We start from the raw sequence: 18,409 nt of genomic DNA, 5'->3' as shown, positions 1-18,409 counted from the left end.
TGCTGTAATGAGCCTATTTTTACTGTTTCTGTCGGCCTTTGGTGCAGCGACCTTACTACCTTTACAGTCTGAAGCGGTTTTGCTGGGGCTTTTAGTGCAGAACAAGCAGCATGCAGTGCTGTTAATTGCCGTGGCCAGTCTGGGCAATATTCTGGGGTCTTGTGTGAACTGGTATCTGGGTCTCAAGATTGAACATTATAAAAATAAAAAGTGGTTCCCGGTTTCAGCAGATAAGATGCTCAAGGCGCAAAAGACCTATCAGAAATATGGTTACTGGTCTTTACTGCTGAGCTGGGTGCCTATTATTGGTGATCCATTCACTTTAATTGCGGGACTATTAAAAGAAAACTTCGCCCGTTTTCTGCTCATGGTCAGCATCGCTAAAATTGGACGTTATCTGTTTGTCTATGCGGCCTTTGCCATGTTCTAAGTCTGAAGCTATTTTCTTGATCCAGTCTTGGATATTATTTCAGAGCGAAATCATTCTTTAAATTCGCTTATTGGCTGAAGATGCTTTTGTTTTAAACAAAGATGCTTTAGAATACTCGCTCCCTTACCTGCAGGTCGTTTTGTAATGGTGCAAACGAGCCGAACAGGTGTTCAAAAGAGGTTGTTATGCCTAAGATGAAAACTCGCCGTGGTGCAGCTAAACGCTTTAAAGCGACTGCTAACGGTTTTAAGCGTAAACAAGCGTTCAAACGCCACATTTTGACCAAAAAATCTGCTAAGCGTATTCGTCAATTGCGCGGCTGTGTAATGGTTCACGTAAGTGACGTTGCTTCAGTTCGTCGTATGTGCCCGTACATCTAAGGAGATTATAAATGGCTCGTGTAAAACGTGGTGTACAGGCTCATCGCCGTCACAAAAAAATTCTTGCTCGCGCTAAAGGTTACTATGGTGCTCGTTCACGCGTTTACCGCGTAGCGTTCCAGGCGGTAATCAAAGCTGGTCAATATGCTTACCGTGACCGTCGTCAGAAGAAACGTCAATTCCGCGCTTTGTGGATTGCACGTATCAACGCTGGTGCTCGTCAAAATGGTTTGTCGTACAGCCGTATGATCGCTGGCTTGAAAAAAGCTCAAGTGATTATCGACCGTCGCGTACTTGCTGACATCGCTATGCATGACGCAGTTGCGTTTGCTGCTTTAGCTTCTAAAGCTAAAGATGCATTGGCTGCATAAGTCTTTATGACTTGAAAAGACCGCTTTTAGCGGTCTTTTTTATGCTTAAATAAAAGTAGTCATTTTAAATATTATTTAAAAATCAATATTGTAAATCCTATATTTTTTAGTCATTGTTAAACTGCATAATCAAAAATAAGGCTTAAAAATAATGATTCGACTTGCCACTCAACAGGATGTCCTGCCGATTGCCCAAGTGCACGTACAAAGCTGGCGTGAAAGCTATAAAAACATCATCAAACAAGAAATTTTAGATGCATTGTGTGTAGAACAAAGAGCCGCCTTGTAGCGTTCTGTGCTTGAACAGGAAAATCGACAGGTATTTGTCTATGAAGAAAATGCTCAGGTGCTCGGATTTGCTGCCTTTAATTTTCCAGTGGATGCACCAATTAGTGAATTGAGAGCACTTTATTTGCTTCAAAATATTCAAGGTCGCGGCATTGGACGTGATTTGGTTCAATTGGGTCTGGGTTTAAGTCGAGAAAAATCCTACCAGTATATGCAGTGCAGCGTATTGAACCTGAATTCCAGTCGTTATTTTTATGAAAAGACCGGCGCCTATTTTGTCAGTGAAGGAGATGCCAGCGATCTGGGCGAGAATCTTAAAGACTTATGTTATCAGTGGGACATTTAATTTTTGAATACTCTGGCCCAGCTGGCTCAACGTAGAAAAATCTAAAACCTGGGAAAAGACGATAGAAAATAAATCAGCCCTTAGAAGTGTATGGCTGATTTATCTTTTTATCTCAATATCTCCACCGGTCAATTAAGAGAGCATTTCCGGGCGATCAGCAAATGACAGCTTCGGCTCATTCAAATAATGCTGAAATTTTAAGACAGATACTCAGTCGTGATTCCATCATCTGATGGATGATGAAAACCTATCACAAAATCGTCAGCATTATTTCAAGTTGATGCCTGCTCATGAATATCAAAATATCCATTGAATTCTGCCCGTGATGTTCAAGCTTTTCTGGCAAAATGTTAAAGGCCGAAATAGTAGCCAATCAGACAGATAATCACAGTGATCACAATTAAGGTCAGCACATTTGCAGATGAACTGGATTTGCCTGGGTCCTGAGGTTTTTCTGCTTTAGAAATTTTTGGTGAGCGGTCTTCGGTACTCATACCGACAAATGGGTCAGGTGCAACTTTTGGTGTTAGCTGTGCAGTTTTATAGTGATTGGCGACTTTGCTGATGAATTTAGCACTTAAATCATCAATTTTTTGCGAAAAATGTCGCAGGTTAAGTTGCTGCTCCGGGCTGAGTACTTCGCCATCTGCACGATAAGGATGCTGGATTTTCGTTTGAATAAAGTCATTCAATGCATCTAGGCGGTACAAAGTCTGGTGAGCATAATCCGCTGAATAGTCAGTGGGAATTAAGGCCAAATGACTTTCGCTATCGGCTTGAATGGCAGGCATGGTGCCGTAATAAGGCAAATTGGTATATGCAGGTTCGGTAAAATCTTGGGCAAGGCTACTTTCAAACAGTTCATGATCGGTATAGGCCTGAATATCATCCCAGTTTGGCGCTTCCAGATCCACATCAATGCGCTTGGCCAGTTTAGGATTTAGCTCATAACACCAGAAAGTTTCATGGCGTAAAGGGGATTGCTGTGATTTAGGTGCTTCGTAATCATTGTCTGCGCTGTACCATTCAGGTAGTTCTTTGCCGATAATCCAGGCAGTTTTGGTTTTGGCACCATGACTGACAATAAAATGTGCCAGTGGTAATAGCTCAACATTGGCATTCGGATTTTTTTCATCAACCAGTAAATCAGAGCGATGCAAGCTAAGGCGACGCACACCTTGTTTTTTCAGGACTTCCAGCCAGATCTGGAAATGCTGGGCCAGCAGATGTTGTGACATCAGATCCCGAAAGGCAAACTGATGCTGATTAAAAATGGAATGTTGAATCCAACGATTGAAACTCAGGTCCTGAGTCAAATACTCATTGCCGTAAGTGACGAGGGTCAGTTGCTGTTTCCAAATTTGATCGAGTGCCATAGTGATTTGATCTGATTGATATTGTGTTTATCTTATACTTTTTATATTTAATCATGCCAATCTAATTTTCCTTAAAACGCATCTTCATCAAAGTGTCTAAAAACTGTTAGAATATGGGGTTTTTAAAATATTTTTTAACCTGTTGCTTTGAGAGTTACTATGTCACTGGAAGCCCTGACCACTGAAGCGCTCGCTGCGATTGCAGCAGCTCAAGACCTTGCTGCACTTGATCAAGTACGAGTGCAATTTACGGGGAAAAAAAGCCAGCTCGCGGAACAATCTAAGTCGCTTGGTAAAATGGATCCCGAAGAACGTAAAGTCTTCGGCGCACAAATCCATGCTGTACGTGAAACCATTACCGCTGCATTGACATCACGTCAGGCAGAACTGCATAAAGCTGCCTTAGAACAAAAACTGGCAAGCGAAACCATTGATATTACTTTACCAGGTCGTGGCCAGCAGGTGGGCAGTATCCATCCAGTGACCCAGGTGCAAGAGCGTATTTGCCAGTTCTTTACCAAGGCAGGTTTTACGATTGCAACAGGTCCTGAAGTTGAAGATGACTATCACAACTTTGAAGCACTGAACATTCCAGGTCATCACCCGGCGCGTGCCATGCACGATACTTTCTATTTTGATGTGAACCATTTGCTGCGTACGCATACGTCTGGTGTACAGATTCGTACCATGGAAACCCAGCAACCACCAATCCAGATCGTGTGTCCGGGCCGTGTTTACCGTTGTGATTCGGATCAAACCCACTCACCGATGTTCCATCAGATCGAAGGTTTATACGTGGCTGAAAATACCAGCTTCGCGGAACTGAAAGGTTTGCTGATTAACCTGCTGAACGAATTCTTCGAAAAAGATTTGAAAGTACGTTTCCGTCCATCTTATTTCCCGTTCACAGAGCCGAGTGCGGAAGTGGATATTATGGATGAACGCGGTCGCTGGTTAGAAGTATTGGGCTGCGGTATGGTGCATCCGAATGTGCTGCAAGCTGCAGGCATTGATCCTGAAAAATACAAAGGCTTTGCTTTTGGTCTGGGTGTTGAACGTTTTGCAATGCTGCGTTATGGCGTGAATGACTTACGTATGTTCTTCCAAAACGATATGCGTTTCTTACGCCAGTTTGCTTAAAATTTTTAATCCTCTCCCTCTATGAATTAGGGTTTGGGAAATAGATTAGTTTTTAGATTTTAAATAATCCCCCTAAATCCCCCTTTGAGAAAGGGGGACTTACACGAAACCAATAAAAGTGTGGGTATTCCCCTCTTTATTAAAGAGGGGTTAGGGGAGATTCAGGAATTGAATGTATGAAAATTAGCGAAAATTGGCTACGCACATGGGTCAACCCAGCCATCGATAGCGAAAAACTTTCTGATCAATTGACCATGTTGGGTCTGGAAGTCGATGACTTATCTCCTGCAGCTAAACCCTTTACTGGTGTAGTGGTGGGGGAAGTCCTGACAGTAGAACAGCATCCGGATGCTGACCGTTTACGTGTGACCACTGTCAATATCGGTTCTGGTGAGCCTCTACAAATTGTATGTGGTGCGCCAAACGTACGTGCCGGCATGAAAGCGCCAGTTGCGATCATTGGTGCAGTACTGCCAGGTGATTTCGAAATCAAAAAAGGCAAGCTACGTGGTATCGAGTCACAAGGCATGCTGTGCGGCGCTTCAGAAATTGATCTTGAAGACAAGATTGACGGTTTGCTAGAGCTTCCTGCGGATGCACCTGTAGGTGTAAATATCCGTGAATATCTAGACCTAGATGACAATGTGATCGACATCAGCATTACACCGAACCGTGGGGACTGCTTCAGTATTCGCGGGATCGCACGTGAGATTGGTGTGATTAACCAATTGCCAGTGACTGCGCCTGAAATTAAAGAAGTAACTGCAACGATTGCTGATGAAAAACAAGTTGTGGTGACAACTGAAGGTTGTCCACGTTACTTAGGTCGTGTGATCAAAAATGTTAACATTAAAGCACCAACGCCTGTATGGATGGAGCGTGCATTGGCACGTTCAGGTATTCGTCAGCACAGCATTCTGGTCGATATTACCAACTATGTGCTGATGGAGCTGGGTCAACCGCTACACGCATTTGATGGTGGTAAAGTTCAAGGTGCGGTACATGTACGTCAAGCGACGGAAGCTGAAAAGTTAGTTTTGCTCAATGAACAAGAAGTTGAACTCAACGAAAAAGTGATGGTGATTGCAGATGATGAAAAAGCATTAGCCATTGCCGGTATTATGGGCGGCTTGTCTTCAGCAGTTAGCGATGCAACCACTGAAATTTTCCTGGAATCTGCATTCTTCGCGCCACTGCATATTGCGGGTCGTGCACGTAGCTTTGGCTTGCATACCGATGCTTCTCAGCGTTATGAACGTGGTGTCGATTTTGAATTGCCATTGATCGCTATGCACCGCGCATCACAATTGATTGCTGAACTTGCGGGCGGTGAGTTCGGACCAATTACAGTTGCCGAAAATGCGGCTCTATTGCCAACACGTGACGCAATTGAATTGAATCAAGCCCAAGTCGATCAACTGCTAGGTTATAGTGTTGACTCAGCGTTCATTACTGATGCTTTAACCCGTTTAGGTTGTGAAGTTACAGTAAAAGCAGAAGGTGAGTGGTCTGTAGTGCCGCCATCACATCGTTATGACATGGTGATCTATCAAGATTTGATTGAAGAAGTGGCACGTATTCACGGTTATGACAATATTCAAATCAGTCTGCCTGTGATTGATGTGAAATTGGCGAAATACCAAGATCAATTTGAGTTGGGCCAACTCCGTCAAACTGCCGTAACTTTAGGTTACCAAGAAGCGATCAGCTTTAGCTTCTCAGACCTAAAACTTGAAAAGCAACTTAATTCCAGTGTGAATCCATTAGCATTAGCTAATCCAATTTCAAGTGATTTGGCTGTGATGCGTTCAACCTTGCTGTCTAGCCTGATTCCTTGTGTTCAGTACAATGTCAACCGCCAGCAAAGCCGTGTACGTTTCTTTGAGCTCGGTCTGCGTTTCGACTATCAAGAAGCCAGCAGCATCCATGATTTAAAACAGATTCCAACTTTTGCATTGATTGCGACTGGTTCACGTCATGCTGAGTCTTGGCATGGTAAGGCACAGCCAATGGACTTCTTTGACTTTAAGGGTGATGTAGAAGAAATTCTGGCTGCTGGTCGTGTCAAAGTAGAATATGTGCGTTCAGAGCGTAGCTGGTTGCACCCAGGGCAATCCGCAGAAATTCTCGTGAATGGTCAATCAATTGGTTACTTGGGGCGTTTACATCCCTCACTTGAAGACGAACTTGATCTGGCAACCACATGGGTAGCAGAATTGGATCAAGCGGCTGTTTTGCAAACTTATGTATCTAATTTTACAGAATTATCACGTTTTCCATCGATTCGACGTGATATTGCGCTTTTAATTAATGATAAGATTAATGTTAGCGAAATTCAGGGACTTATCGAAAAAACAGGCGGAGAGCTTTTAGACTCAACTTGGTTGTTCGATGTGTACACTGGACAAGGAGTAGAAGAAGGGAAACGCTCACTGGCATTTGCACTTCTCTGGCAGCATCCAAGCCGTACACTGGAAGATGCTGAAATTAAATCAGGTATGGATAATATCCTTCAAGTGTTAGAAAACACTTACCAAGCGACATTGAGGGCTTCATGACAGCACTAACTAAAGCAGAAATGGCTGATCATTTAAGTGAGCTCACGAGTTTAAACCGTCGTGAAGCAAAACAAATGGTTGAGTTGTTCTTCGATGAGATTAGCCAGGCGCTCATCTCAGGCGAGCAAGTAAAACTTTCGGGTTTTGGTAATTTCGAGTTGCGTGATAAGCGTCAACGTCCGGGCCGTAACCCGAAAACGGGTGAAGAGATTCCGATTTCTGCACGCCGTGTGGTCACCTTCCGTGCCGGACAGAAGTTCCGTCAACGTGTGGGAAATGAGCAGGTCAACTGATCTGCTTTTTTAAAAACTGGGATCAATATTGTTAAGTTCCAGTTTTTAAAATAAAAAAAGAGAGCCAAAGGCTCTCTTTTTTTGTACTGAATAATCTAAAAGATTATTGAGCAGCAGCTTCAGAAGCAGCAGTAGCGTCAGCAGCAGCGTCAACAGCAACAGCAGCAGCAGCGTCAGCTTCAGCAACAGCAGCAGTTTCAGAAGCAGCAACTTCAGAAGTAGCTTCTACAGCAGCAGCATCAGCAGCAGCTTCAGCTTCAGATGCAGCTTCTACAGCTTCAGATGCAGCTTGGTTAGCGTCAGCAGCAGCGTCGTCAGCTTTTTTAGCACAACCAACGAAAGCTAGAGTAGTAGCAACTGCAGCAGCAATAGCGATTTTTTTGAATAACATGGCATCACTCTCTAAAAATTGAGATTAAAAAAAACCAAAGTTAGTCTGTTAAGTGCTTTTATTGTTCCTAATTGTGTTAGGGACTAACAACGCAGGAGCAGTCTAACTGGTCTGCAAATATGCTATCACTGCGCATTTTTAATTGCTACTGGCAATGATCAAAAAAGTACGGAAAAACGATAAAAAATAAGAAGTTTTTAACAGAAAATAACAATGGAATGAAAGATTTAGATTGGAGAAAGGCTTATTAAATACTTAAAAGTTATACAATTTTTAATCTGAATATTTTATTAATCAAAAACTTAAAAATAAGTTTACATAAATCAGGCTTCATTGTTTCATTCTGTAATTTATGTCAACCTAAAAAAGGCCACCGTTTAGATGACCTTTCATTTAAAATTTTAATTTGAAGCTTTGCGTTTCATCTGATCAAAGAAATCATCATTGGTCTTGGTTTCTTTCATACGATCCAGTAAGAATTCCATTGCCGCCAATTCGTCTTGAGTATGCAGCAGCTTACGCAGAATCCAGACTTTACGCAGATTGTCTTCTGACATCAGGCGTTCTTCACGACGAGTACCAGATTTCTTGATGTTCATTGCAGGGAACACGCGTTTTTCAGCAATACGACGATCAAGGGTAATTTCCTGGTTACCTGTACCTTTGAATTCTTCGTAAATCACTTCATCCATTTTACTACCGGTTTCAATCAGGGCAGTAGAAATGATGGTCAGTGAACCGCCTTCTTCGATATTACGTGCAGCACCGAAGAAACGTTTAGGGCGTTCTAAGGCATGTGCATCCACACCACCAGTCAGTACTTTGCCTGATGAAGGAATCACAGTGTTATAAGCACGTGCCAGACGGGTAATCGAGTCAAGCAAAATCACCACATCTTTCTTATGTTCAACCAGACGTTTTGCTTTTTCAATCACCATTTCAGCGACTTGAACGTGACGTGCAGGAGATTCATCAAAGGTAGAAGCCACGACTTCACCACGAACCGTACGCTCCATCTCAGTCACTTCTTCTGGACGCTCATCAATTAGGAGAACGATCAGAATAACTTCAGGATTATTGCGAACGATGGACTGTGCAATGCTTTGCAGCAGCATGGTTTTACCCGCTTTCGGCGGAGCCACAATAATTGAACGCTGGCCTTTACCAATCGGTGCAACTAAGTCGATCACACGGGTGGTTAAATCTTCAGTGGTGCCATTGCCCAACTCCATCACCAACTGTTCAGTCGGGAATAATGGCGTCAAGTTTTCAAACAGAATCTTGTTACGTGAATTTTCAGGTGTGTCGTAGTTAATTTGATTGACTTTAAGTAAAGCAAAATAACGTTCGCCTTCTTTCGGCGGGCGAATGGTGCCAGTAATGGTGTCGCCAGTACGGAGGTTAAAACGACGAATTTGAGAAGGGCTGACATAAATATCGTCAGGACCTGCTAAATAAGAACCTGCGGCTGAGCGTAAAAAGCCAAAACCATCTGACAAAATTTCTAGAACGCCATCACCAAAAATCTCTTCGCCATTCATTGCATGACGTTTTAAGATGGCAAAAATAATGTCTTGCTTACGGTTACGAGCCATACCTTCGAGGCCCATAAACTCGGCAATCTTGATGAGTTCGCCAATCGGTTTTTTCTTGAGTTCGGTTAAATTCATAGGTGGTCAGATAGAATCAAAGTTCTGAGGTACAGGTTAGAAAGGGAGTAACATTCGGCCGCATACCAGCATTCAAACGAAAGCAATTGAATTTGCAAAAGAACAATTCAGAGATCTGTTTGAGTGTTTCAAAGAAAAATGTGGAAAACAATTTCTATTGCCGAGCGGCATCTTATGTAATGTGTCTTGTAAGAAATTGACAGGATTTAGGATCCTTTATCTCTTGAGTAGCGAATATAAGAGAAAATGCCAGGTTTGTCAATTTATAGCCGAAAAAAATACGCGAGCATGAGTCGCGTATTTTTTACTAAAAATGCTGTGCTTAGATATTGTCATCAATAAATGCAGTCAGTTTAGATTTTGGTGCAGCACCGACTTGAGTCGCAACAACTTCACCATTTTTGAACATCAACAAAGCCGGGATGTTACGGATGTTGAAATTCACAGCAGTTTGTTCGCAAGAAGTTACGTCAACTTTCACGATTTTAACTTTGCCTTGGTATTCATCAGCAAGCACTTCAAGTACAGGTGCGATTGCTTTACATGGTGCACACCAGCCTGCCCAAAAGTCCACCAGTACAGGAACGTCTGATTGAAGAACGTCTGCTTCGAAGTTTGCGTCAGTAGTGTTTACGATGTTGCCAGACATGGAATGTGCTCCAGATTAATATTTTAAAGATAACTAATTATTAGTATTACATAGCCATCTTTAACAATGTAGGGGAATCTGTAAATTTTCAATGCTTAATGTTATTTTGTCTAATGGATGATCACGATAGTGATGATCGTGTCTCACTATTATTCCCGATAAAAAAAGAATAAGGCATTAAATTGTCGCTACAAATGGCTTTTAAATTGCATGCATGTGAATTACTCTAAGCACAATTCGTTAAAGGTTTATTTCTGGAATGTCTGACTTTTTGATTGATGAAGAATTACTTGCCGCCATCGATATGGGATCAAACAGCTTTCATTTGGCCATCGCCCGTGTAGATCATGGTGAAGTGAAGAAAGTGGCATCAATGTCAGAAAAAGTTCAGCTTGCCGCAGGACTAGACGAAAATAAAAATTTAACTGAAGCTGCACAGCAACGTGGTTTGGCCTGTCTGGCCCGTTTTGTAGGGCGTTTAGGTGCCGTTCAGCCGAACCGCTTGCGGATCGTAGCGACGAATGCCTTACGTCAAGCCAAAAACGGCCATGAATTTATCCAGAAAGCCGCAGAAATTTTACCGAAACCGATCGAAATTATTGCCGGCCGTGAAGAAGCCCGTCTGATTTATCTGGGTGTATCGCATACCATGGCCAACAGCGGTCGTCGTTTGGTGGTTGACATCGGTGGCGGTTCAACTGAGCTGATTATCGGTGAAGAATTCGAGCCGATTCATACCGAATCGGTACAAATGGGCTGTGTAGCCTTTACCAAGGCCTATTTTCAGGATGGGGAAATCAGCGCCAAAGCTTTTGATAAAGCAGTCACTGCGGCGCGTAAAGAAATTTCCGGAATTGCCAATACTTATAAAGAAGCCGGTTGGGATGCTGTCGTTGGCTCGAGTGGTACCATTAAAGCCTGCCGCCAGATTTGCGTCAATATGGGCTGGAGCAATGATCGCGAACAGTTGACGCGTGAAGGCTTGGAAAAGCTTAAAGACAAACTACTTAAATATAAATATGTCTCGGACATGGAATTCGAAGGTCTGAAAGATGACCGTCGTGCCGTCTTGCCTGCTGGTATTGCTATTCTCTATGCTGTCTTTGATGTATTGGGAATTGATCATTTGGTCTATTCCGATGGTGCACTACGTGAAGGCGTGATGTATGACTTGCTTGGCCGTTTCAAGCATGAAGATATCCGTGATCGTTCCGTGCATGCCTTGATCGGTCGATATAATGCCGATGCCAAGCAGGCTGAACGTGTGGTTCAGACCGCACAGAAACTGTTTAATGACGTGGCCAGTGAACTCGGGTTGAGTGTTGAAGATAGTGACCTGTTACGTCGTGCCGCCTATCTGCATGAGATTGGTTTGGCCATCAGTCACAGTGGCTATCATCGTCATGGCGCGTATTTATTACAACATTCGGATATTGCCGGTTTCTCGCAAGTTGATCAAAATCATTTGTCACATTTGGTCGCGCACCATCGGCGTAAATTGCGCGCTGATGCCAAGATTGATGTGATGAAAGTCGGTGGATCTAAACTTTTATGGTTATGTTTGCTGCTTCGTCTGTCGGTTTTGGTCAATCACAGTCGTAGCGATGAGATGCTTCCTGCCATTGAACTCAAGGTTGAAAATGCGCAACAATGGCAACTTAGCGTGTCTGGTGATGCCAAGCAATGGCCATTGCTGGTCGCTGAACTGCACGATGAACAGCAGCAATTTAAAAATTGGGAGATTGAACTCTCGATTCAATCCGAACAGTTTGTTAATTAATACCTTTATAGGGATGAAAACGGTTAACCTATGAAAAATAAAGCAACTCCATCAAAAGCATGGGCGACAGTGCAGATTGCACGTCATCCAGAACGTCCACAATTCCTGGACTATGTGGGTGAAATATTCACTGAATTTGATGCTTTACATGGTGACCGCCTATATGGTGATGATGGCGCGATGATCGGTGGTCTGGCTCGTTTCGATGGTCAACCGGTGATGATCGTTGGTCAGCATCGTGGTCGTAGCACCCGTGAAAAATTACAGCATAATTTTGGCATGAGTAACCCGGAAGGTTATCGTAAGGCACAGCGTCTGCTAGACATGGCAGAGCGTTTTAACCTGCCAGTCTTTACTTTTATTGACACTATGGGCGCTTATCCGGGTGTCGGTGCAGAAGAACGTGGTCAGGCTGAAGCGATTGCCACCAGTCTGGCTCAGCTTTCTAATTTGAAAGTACCTGTGATTGCAACTGTACTGGGTGAAGGCGGTTCAGGTGGTGCGCTGGGTATTGGGGTAGCAGATCGTGTGGTGATGCTCTCTCACAGTATTTATTCGGTGATTTCACCGGAAGGCTGTGCCTCAATTCTTTGGAAAACTGCTGAAAAAGCTGAACAGGCCAGTGAAGCCTTGGCTCTGACTGCAGAAAAATTGCAGAAAATGGGTATTGTAGAATATGTGGTGGATGAAGGTGAGGGTGCTCATTTAAACTCGGATCAGGTCATGAACAGCTTGAAAGCAGTGCTGAAAGAAGCTTTGAATGAACTGCAACCAATGGAAGCGCAAGCACGATGCGAAGCACGTTACCAACGTTTGATGAAGTTTGGCAGCGACAATTTAGGTCTGGTTTCTTAAAACAGCTGCAGGATTTTCCTGCAGAGACAAAATTTCTCATCGGATGCAGTGGCGGCGTAGATTCTATGCTGTTGCTGCATCTGATGTTTTTTTTATGCCCGGAAAAAGTTCGGGCGATTTATGTCGATCATCAGTTACAAGCACTCAGCGCAGATTGGGGTAAGTTCGTTGCACATCAATGTCAGCAATTGAATATTCCCTGCATCATTCAGCCAGTCAATGTCGCCAGTGGCAATCTGGAACAGCAAGCGCGCAATTCACGTTATCAGGCCTATCTGCAACATTTGCAAGCGGATGAAATTTTGGTGTTAGCGCATCATCAGCAGGATCAGGCGGAAACCCTGATGTTGCGTTTATTGTCTGGCACAGGCGTGGATGGTTTGGCTGCAATGAAACAGCTGGATATACGTGAAAATTTCACGATTTGGCGGCCGTTGCTGGATATTTCCCGTGAGCAGATTTGCCAATGGGCATCAGACCTGAATGTTCAGAATATTGAAGATCCGACCAATGCTGATACCCATTATGACCGGGCCTGGGCACGCCAGACCCTGTGGCCGCTATTAAGCCAACGTTATCCTAAAATGCAAGCTGCCTTGGTGCGAACCAGTGAGTTAATGCAGGATGCTCAAGACATTTTACAAGAAGTGCTGCAACAGGATTTAGCATCTTGTGGAACTGAAACGCAGCTCGACCTTGGTAAATTTCTACAGCTTTCAAAATCACGACAACGTCAATTACTCTCTGCCTGGATGAAAGGTAAAGAACAGTATCGTCCATCCTTAGATATGGTGGAGCGTTTGCAACGCGAAGTGATTTATGCCAAACAAGATGCTCAGGCGGCATTGCATTGGCAAGGCTTTTACTATGTACGCTATCAGCAGCAATTATATCGTCTGACCGCAGAGACTTATTTAGCTGATCAGCAACAAGTTCAAACTAGCCCGAAAACTATAAAATTTGCTTTAAAAGACAGCGTACAGGTTTTGTCAGGGAAATTTATCATCGCGCCTGCACAGCTCGGTTTATCTCCTGCATTGTTGCAGCAAACTTTGCATTTGCAGCAGCGGCAGGGTGGCGAAAAAATTCATTTATATGGCCGTGTCGGTACCTGGCCGCTGAAAAAAGCCATTCAGGAAGCGCAAATATTTCCCTGGGCTCGGCATACTATTCAAATATTAAGCACAGATAATGTTATGCTAGGCGTGTTTACCCCTAAAGGATTTTGGTTGGCCCAATCTGCATATTGTGAAGCAGGCGGATGGCTGCCGATTTCGGTTTTTTCAACTTTAGAACTCAACGATGAGCATTGAACATGAGTGCAGCTTTAAATTGTAATATCTGTTTTATTGGTGGCGGTAATATGGCCCAAGCCTTAATTGGCGGTCTGATTTCACGTGGTTTGCCAGCAACACGTATTACAGTTTCTGATCCGATCGAAAAAGTCCGTGCTTTATTGGCGGAAAAAGAAATTAATGTGACCGGGGAGAATAGTGCTGCAATTCAGGATGCAGATATCGTCGTATTGGCGGTAAAACCTCAGGTTTTGGCTCAAGTGCTGCAACCCTTAAAAGGTCTGGTTAATAATAAGCTGATTATTTCCATTGTTGCTGGTGCAGAAATTGCCACATTGTCAGCATTATTAGGGACTGAGCGTATTGTACGGGTCATGCCGAACACGCCAGCACTGGTACAGACTGGGGCACATGGTTTATATGCCAATGTATCTGTGGAAACGAGTGATCGTGAACTATCCAGTCAGGTTCTGGCATCGACCGGACTGACCATTTGGGTCGACTCAGAAGCACAAATTGATGCAGTCACTGCCGTCTCGGGTTCGGGTCCAGCTTACTTTTTCTATATGATGGAAAGTATGATTCGTGCGGGTAAAAATTTAGGTCTGGATGAAAAAGTAGCGACAGCACTCACTTTGCAAACGGCTTTGGGGGCGGCACAAATGGCCATCACCAGTTCAAATACACCGGCTGAGCTACGTAAAAACGTTACCTCTCCAAATGGAACGACTCAGGCAGCACTAGAGGTGTTCGACCGCGCGCAAATTTCTCAGAATATTCAGGCAGCACTTGCTGCTGCGCAAAAACGCAGTCAGGAACTAGCTCAAGAGCTCAGTGAAAGCAGCAAATCTTCAGTTTAATTTTTAGGAAAGTTCAAGTATGGGTGCAAATTCTGCGCTAATTTTTGGCATTATCATTAACGTCGCGATTTTGCTCGTATTCTTCCGCTTTTTAATGCAATTGGCTGCGGTAAGTCCTTACAATCCCGTCGTTCTGTCTACCGTGAAAGCCACTAAAATTGTAGATGTATTTGGTCGAATTTTCCCAACCTTGGCCAAAGGCCGAGTCAGTACTGCTGCTTTGGCATTATTGGTCGTGCTCTATCTGCTTAAAATTTTTGGCATGATGTATCTATCAGGTGGGATGCCGAATGGGCCTGTCCATCTGATTATTCTGACTTTTGTTACCATGATGCAGGATCTGATCCGTTTCTGTCGTTATTTGATTTTCGCTACGATTATCTTAAGTTGGGTGGTGATGTTTACTCAGTCTCGTTCACCTTATATTGAGGTGGTACAGGAACTGGCTGAGCCTTTACTGGCACCATTCCGCCGGATTATGCCAAATATGGGGATGATTGACCTTTCTCCAATCTTCGCTATTTTGACTTTGATTATTATCGAAATGATTATGAACCAAGTGGCGATTGTATTGCTTACCGGTCTTTAATCGGATCTACTAAAAGAAAAGGACGCTGAGGCGTCCTTTTTTTATTTGCTCCTCCCTTTAGAAAAGGGAGGTGGGGAGGGATTTGTTAAACTTCCCAAACTATGAACAAGTTTTAATCGAAGTGTAAGAAGAAGAGGGGATTTTAACCTCTCCCTAGCCCTCTCTTAGGAGGAGAGGGAATACCTTTAAAATAAGATTGGTTTTCACTCTCTCTCAGAGAGAGAAGGGCTCTGGTGAAGAAGTCCTTTAATGCGCCTCATCCCAGTTTTTACCTTTACCCACTTCTACCACCAATGGTACAGAAATCTGCAATACCGATTGCATCACTTCAGCCAGTTTAGGTGCCAGTTCGTCTGCAATATCTTCATCGACTTCAAATACCAGTTCATCGTGAACTTGTAGCAGCATTTTGGCCTGATCTTTTGGCAACATCTTGTCGACTTCAATCATCGCCATTTTAATGATATCCGCAGCCGAACCTTGTAGCGGGGCATTAATCGCAGCACGTTCTGCCGCTTTACGCACCATCATATTACGGGCATCAATATCTGGGGTATATAAACGACGACCGAGTAAGGTCTCAACAAAACCTTGCTCTAATGCCACTTGACGGGTACGTTGCATATAGTCATAAATGCCCGGATAACGATGGAAATATTGTTTGATATAATCCTGTGATTCCTGACGAGTAAAGCCCAATTGACGGATCAGACCGAACTCGGACATGCCGTAAAGTAGGCCGAAGTTAACAGCCTTGGCCTGACGGCGCTGGTCATTGGTGACATCTTCCAAGGCAATGCCTAGAACCTCCGCTGCAGTACGGCGGTGTACATCCTGACCATGAATAAATGCATCCAGCAGAGCTTCATCCTGAGATAGATGAGCCATGAGACGCAGTTCAATCTGTGAGTAATCGGCTGCCAGCAAGACACGACCTTTCGGTGCTACAAATGCCTTGCGGATTTGACGGCCAATTTCGGCACGAATCGGAATGTTCTGCAGGTTTGGATCAGTCGATGATAAACGGCCAGTTGCAGTCAGTGCCTGATGGTAACTGGTATGCACACGGTGGGTATCAGGATTGGCCTGTTTGCATAAGCCATCAGTATAGGTACTTTTCAGCTTGGACAAACCACGATATTCCAGAATCAGCTGGGCAATCGGATGTTCAATTTTTTCCAGTACACTTTCACTGGTACTGTATTGTCCGGTGGTGGTTTTTTTACCGCCTTTTAGCCCCAGCTTTTCAAACAGAACTTCACCGACCTGTTTAGGTGAGCTGACATTAAAGCTTTCACCGGCGATTTCCATAATCTGGTTTTCCAGATTTTGCATGGTATTGGAAAATTCGCCCCCAAGCTGATCCAGAAAAGCCAGATCCAGTTCGATGCCGTTTTCTTCCATTTGTGTCAGTATGCGTGCGACTGGCATTTCAATATTCAGCAGGATGTTGAGCAGTTCTGGATGGACTTTGAGTTTTTCATGCAGCACTTCATACAGACGATAAGTGACATGAGCATCTTCTGCGGCATAATGCGCTGCAGTTTCAAGTTGAATCTGGTTGAAGGTCTTCTGTTTAGCACCTTTACCGGCCACCTGTTCATAAGTCGTGGTCAGATGACTCAAATACAGACGAGCCACATCATCCATGCCATGACGGGTTGCGACAGAATTCAGGACATAGGAAGCCAGCATGGTGTCGAAATACCAGCCTGCCAGATGAATGCCATGATTTTCCAGGACATGTGCATCATATTTCAGATGATGCCCAATTTTCTTTACAGACTCATCTTCCAGAATTGGTTTGATCTGCGCCAGAATTACTTCACGATTCAGCTGCTCCGGTGCGCCTTCATAATCATGTGCCAAGGGAACATAATAAGCATTCTGCGCATCGAAGGCGACCGAGAAACCGACAATCTGTGCAATACGATAATCCAGACTGGTGGTTTCGGTATCAAAGGCAAATCGTTTTTCGGTACTTAAGCGCTCAAACAGTGTGTCCCAATCTTGTTGGCTTAATACCGTGTGATAGGTGGCTTGTCCTAACTGGTCATCACTGCTGGTCACAGACGCATGGTCTTCCAGAGGTTCTGGTGCTGTAACCGCTTTGGCGTTAATAGATTTTGCCGCCTGCTGGTAGTTTGAATTATTCGGGTTGTTCGGGTGATCTAAGGACTGCAGCTGGTTACGGAATTCCAGCTCGGTGTACAAATGACGCAAGGTCTCGACATTCGGCTCACGCAGTTTTAAATCGTCATAACCAAAGTTAAGATCCAGATCGATGACAATACTGGCCAGTTGATGGTCCAGTGCAATGCCATCGACATGTTCTTTAATATTTTGACCGACTTTGCCTTTGATCTTGTCGACATTTTCTAAAATGCCGCCAATCGAGCCATATTCAGTGAGCAGTTTTGCTGCAGTTTTGGCACCTACACCTGGCACGCCCATGATGCCATCTGATGCATCGCCCATCAGGGTCAGATAGTCAATAATCTGATTCGGCCAGACGCCAAACTTTTCAAACACGCCGTCGACATCCAGCGGTTTTTCTTTAAAGCTGTCTTCCAGGGTAACTTTTTCGGTCACCAGTTGTGCCATATCTTTATCGCCCGTAGAGATCAGTACCTGATGTCCCATCGCCTCGGCACGTTTGGCCAGTGTTCCGATAATGTCATCGGCTTCGGCACCCGGTAAGGTATGTAGGGGAATGCCCAAAGCGCGGATCAAGGCATGCAGATAAGGAATCTGTTCGGATAATTCCGTTGGCATGCTGGGACGATCACCTTTATAAATCGGTGACAGCTCATGCCGGAAGGTCGGTTCTGGGGTATCAAAAATTACCGCCATATGGGTCGGTTGGGTCCGGCGCATCAGTTTTTGAATAGCAGAAATCGCACCACGAATTGCATTGGTATGTAAACCGGTTGACGTGGTTAATGGTGGCAGTGCGTGAAAGGCACGAAATAAAAAGTAAGAGCCATCGACCAAGACAAATGGTGGCATGTAATCAATTCCTTATTCAAAATACAGCGCTATTGTACGTGATTTTTACCGCGCTCGCTGAGGCGAGTCTGAGTTTACAGCTTAGCGAATATCGGCTGAAGATGAAATAAGCAGCACAAGCTGTTGTAT

18 protein-coding genes are annotated in these 18,409 nt (G+C 44.0%); 13 read left to right on the top strand and 5 right to left on the bottom strand.

Features of this window, described 5'->3' with window-relative positions:
- The first annotated feature begins 7 nt into the window (after window positions 1–7).
- The 5 genes from MWG72_RS08650 (at window position 8) to MWG72_RS08630 (ending at window position 1,815) form a co-directional block, all read left to right on the top strand.
- Entirely contained in the window at window positions 8–430 is a 423-nt protein-coding gene (locus tag MWG72_RS08650; protein WP_247143781.1) for a YqaA family protein, read from the top strand.
- A 185-nt stretch (window positions 431–615) separates the two neighbouring features.
- The gene (rpmI, locus tag MWG72_RS08645) at window positions 616–810 is read left to right on the top strand and encodes a 50S ribosomal protein L35 (RefSeq protein ID WP_004278281.1); all 195 of its coding nucleotides are present in this window, start codon (window positions 616–618) and stop codon (window positions 808–810) included.
- Window positions 811–821: 11 nt separating this feature from the next.
- Window positions 822–1,181 (top strand): 50S ribosomal protein L20, encoded by a 360-nt coding sequence (gene rplT / locus MWG72_RS08640; protein ID WP_004647525.1) that lies wholly within the window; start codon window positions 822–824, stop codon window positions 1,179–1,181.
- A 151-nt stretch (window positions 1,182–1,332) separates the two neighbouring features.
- The gene (locus tag MWG72_RS08635; protein WP_005250783.1) at window positions 1,333–1,470 is read left to right on the top strand and encodes a hypothetical protein; all 138 of its coding nucleotides are present in this window, start codon (window positions 1,333–1,335) and stop codon (window positions 1,468–1,470) included.
- A gap of 6 nt (window positions 1,471–1,476) precedes the next feature.
- The gene (locus tag MWG72_RS08630) at window positions 1,477–1,815 is read left to right on the top strand and encodes a GNAT family N-acetyltransferase (RefSeq protein WP_005250784.1); all 339 of its coding nucleotides are present in this window, start codon (window positions 1,477–1,479) and stop codon (window positions 1,813–1,815) included.
- Window positions 1,816–2,165: 350 nt separating this feature from the next.
- Here the strand turns inward: MWG72_RS08630 and MWG72_RS08625 are convergent, their stop codons facing one another.
- Window positions 2,166–3,191: a hypothetical protein gene (locus MWG72_RS08625; protein WP_247143780.1), complete on the bottom strand. Its 1,026-nt coding sequence runs from the start codon at window positions 3,189–3,191 to the stop codon at window positions 2,166–2,168.
- Window positions 3,192–3,350: 159 nt separating this feature from the next.
- Here MWG72_RS08625 and pheS point away from each other — a divergent pair, with 159 nt between their 5' ends.
- The 3 genes from pheS (at window position 3,351) to MWG72_RS08610 (ending at window position 7,182) form a co-directional block, all read left to right on the top strand.
- Complete coding sequence (gene pheS / locus MWG72_RS08620) at window positions 3,351–4,331, top strand: phenylalanine--tRNA ligase subunit alpha (RefSeq protein ID WP_247143779.1); 981 nt, start codon at window positions 3,351–3,353, stop codon at window positions 4,329–4,331.
- A gap of 176 nt (window positions 4,332–4,507) precedes the next feature.
- Window positions 4,508–6,889, top strand: a complete 2,382-nt coding sequence (gene pheT, locus MWG72_RS08615) for a phenylalanine--tRNA ligase subunit beta (protein WP_247143778.1) — start codon at window positions 4,508–4,510, stop codon at window positions 6,887–6,889.
- On the top strand, window positions 6,886–7,182 hold the full coding sequence (locus MWG72_RS08610) for an integration host factor subunit alpha (protein WP_004278269.1): 297 nt from the start codon (window positions 6,886–6,888) through the stop codon (window positions 7,180–7,182). Before pheT ends, MWG72_RS08610 begins: the two co-directional genes overlap by 4 nt.
- Window positions 7,183–7,285: 103 nt before the next feature.
- On the opposite strand, the gene MWG72_RS08605 is transcribed toward MWG72_RS08610, so the two are convergent.
- The 3 genes from MWG72_RS08605 to trxA all read right to left on the bottom strand — a co-directional run bounded on the left by MWG72_RS08605 (window position 7,286) and on the right by trxA (window position 9,892).
- Complete coding sequence (locus MWG72_RS08605) at window positions 7,286–7,573, bottom strand: hypothetical protein (RefSeq protein ID WP_004647530.1); 288 nt, start codon at window positions 7,571–7,573, stop codon at window positions 7,286–7,288.
- Window positions 7,574–7,974: 401 nt separating this feature from the next.
- Window positions 7,975–9,243 (bottom strand): transcription termination factor Rho, encoded by a 1,269-nt coding sequence (rho, locus tag MWG72_RS08600; RefSeq protein WP_004278267.1) that lies wholly within the window; start codon window positions 9,241–9,243, stop codon window positions 7,975–7,977.
- A 322-nt stretch (window positions 9,244–9,565) separates the two neighbouring features.
- Entirely contained in the window at window positions 9,566–9,892 is a 327-nt protein-coding gene (gene trxA / locus MWG72_RS08595) for a thioredoxin (protein ID WP_004278266.1), read from the bottom strand.
- Window positions 9,893–10,151: 259 nt separating this feature from the next.
- On the opposite strand from trxA, the gene ppx reads away from it, so the two are divergent.
- Genes ppx through MWG72_RS08570 form a run of 5 tightly spaced genes read left to right on the top strand, consistent with a single transcriptional unit; the run spans window position 10,152 to window position 15,271 of the window.
- Window positions 10,152–11,672, top strand: coding sequence for an exopolyphosphatase (ppx, locus tag MWG72_RS08590; RefSeq protein ID WP_004278264.1), 1,521 nt, complete (start codon window positions 10,152–10,154; stop codon window positions 11,670–11,672).
- A gap of 30 nt (window positions 11,673–11,702) precedes the next feature.
- Entirely contained in the window at window positions 11,703–12,527 is an 825-nt protein-coding gene (locus tag MWG72_RS08585; protein ID WP_219308510.1) for an acetyl-CoA carboxylase carboxyltransferase subunit alpha, read from the top strand.
- Window positions 12,464–13,840 (top strand): tRNA lysidine(34) synthetase TilS, encoded by a 1,377-nt coding sequence (gene tilS / locus MWG72_RS08580; RefSeq protein ID WP_247143777.1) that lies wholly within the window; start codon window positions 12,464–12,466, stop codon window positions 13,838–13,840. Before MWG72_RS08585 ends, tilS begins: the two co-directional genes overlap by 64 nt.
- A 2-nt stretch (window positions 13,841–13,842) precedes the next feature.
- Window positions 13,843–14,682 (top strand): pyrroline-5-carboxylate reductase, encoded by an 840-nt coding sequence (gene proC, locus MWG72_RS08575; RefSeq protein WP_420908505.1) that lies wholly within the window; start codon window positions 13,843–13,845, stop codon window positions 14,680–14,682.
- Window positions 14,683–14,701: 19 nt separating this feature from the next.
- Entirely contained in the window at window positions 14,702–15,271 is a 570-nt protein-coding gene (locus tag MWG72_RS08570) for a YggT family protein (protein WP_004278259.1), read from the top strand.
- A 246-nt stretch (window positions 15,272–15,517) separates the two neighbouring features.
- Here MWG72_RS08570 and polA read toward each other — a convergent pair whose 3' ends face one another.
- Window positions 15,518–18,280: a DNA polymerase I gene (polA, locus tag MWG72_RS08565; RefSeq protein ID WP_247143775.1), complete on the bottom strand. Its 2,763-nt coding sequence runs from the start codon at window positions 18,278–18,280 to the stop codon at window positions 15,518–15,520.
- Between the last annotated feature and the right edge of the window lie 129 nt (window positions 18,281–18,409).

It is taken from the genome of Acinetobacter lwoffii, from assembly GCF_022967985.1.
In the GTDB taxonomy this organism is placed as follows: domain Bacteria; phylum Pseudomonadota; class Gammaproteobacteria; order Pseudomonadales; family Moraxellaceae; genus Acinetobacter.
Note: the sequence above shows the minus strand (reverse complement) of the source record. Positions and strands in the feature narration are given on the sequence as shown.

Excerpts from the sequence above, each read along its gene's own strand:
- polA (WP_247143775.1), bottom strand. The coding sequence starts at position 18,280 with ATGCCACCATTTGTCTTGGTCGATGGCTCTTACTTTTTATTTCGTGCC.
- MWG72_RS08570 (WP_004278259.1), top strand. The coding sequence starts at position 14,702 with ATGGGTGCAAATTCTGCGCTAATTTTTGGCATTATCATTAACGTCGCG.
- rho (WP_004278267.1), bottom strand. The coding sequence starts at position 9,243 with ATGAATTTAACCGAACTCAAGAAAAAACCGATTGGCGAACTCATCAAG.
- pheT (WP_247143778.1), top strand. The coding sequence starts at position 4,508 with ATGAAAATTAGCGAAAATTGGCTACGCACATGGGTCAACCCAGCCATC.
- proC (WP_420908505.1), top strand. The coding sequence starts at position 13,843 with ATGAGTGCAGCTTTAAATTGTAATATCTGTTTTATTGGTGGCGGTAAT.
- trxA (WP_004278266.1), bottom strand. The coding sequence starts at position 9,892 with ATGTCTGGCAACATCGTAAACACTACTGACGCAAACTTCGAAGCAGAC.
- MWG72_RS08585 (WP_219308510.1), top strand. The coding sequence starts at position 11,703 with ATGAAAAATAAAGCAACTCCATCAAAAGCATGGGCGACAGTGCAGATT.
- ppx (WP_004278264.1), top strand. The coding sequence starts at position 10,152 with ATGTCTGACTTTTTGATTGATGAAGAATTACTTGCCGCCATCGATATG.
- rpmI (WP_004278281.1), top strand. The coding sequence starts at position 616 with ATGCCTAAGATGAAAACTCGCCGTGGTGCAGCTAAACGCTTTAAAGCG.
- MWG72_RS08625 (WP_247143780.1), bottom strand. The coding sequence starts at position 3,191 with ATGGCACTCGATCAAATTTGGAAACAGCAACTGACCCTCGTCACTTAC.
- tilS (WP_247143777.1), top strand. The coding sequence starts at position 12,464 with ATGCGAAGCACGTTACCAACGTTTGATGAAGTTTGGCAGCGACAATTT.
- MWG72_RS08605 (WP_004647530.1), bottom strand. The coding sequence starts at position 7,573 with ATGTTATTCAAAAAAATCGCTATTGCTGCTGCAGTTGCTACTACTCTA.
- rplT (WP_004647525.1), top strand. The coding sequence starts at position 822 with ATGGCTCGTGTAAAACGTGGTGTACAGGCTCATCGCCGTCACAAAAAA.
- MWG72_RS08610 (WP_004278269.1), top strand. The coding sequence starts at position 6,886 with ATGACAGCACTAACTAAAGCAGAAATGGCTGATCATTTAAGTGAGCTC.
- MWG72_RS08650 (WP_247143781.1), top strand. The coding sequence starts at position 8 with ATGAGCCTATTTTTACTGTTTCTGTCGGCCTTTGGTGCAGCGACCTTA.
- MWG72_RS08635 (WP_005250783.1), top strand. The coding sequence starts at position 1,333 with ATGATTCGACTTGCCACTCAACAGGATGTCCTGCCGATTGCCCAAGTG.
- pheS (WP_247143779.1), top strand. The coding sequence starts at position 3,351 with ATGTCACTGGAAGCCCTGACCACTGAAGCGCTCGCTGCGATTGCAGCA.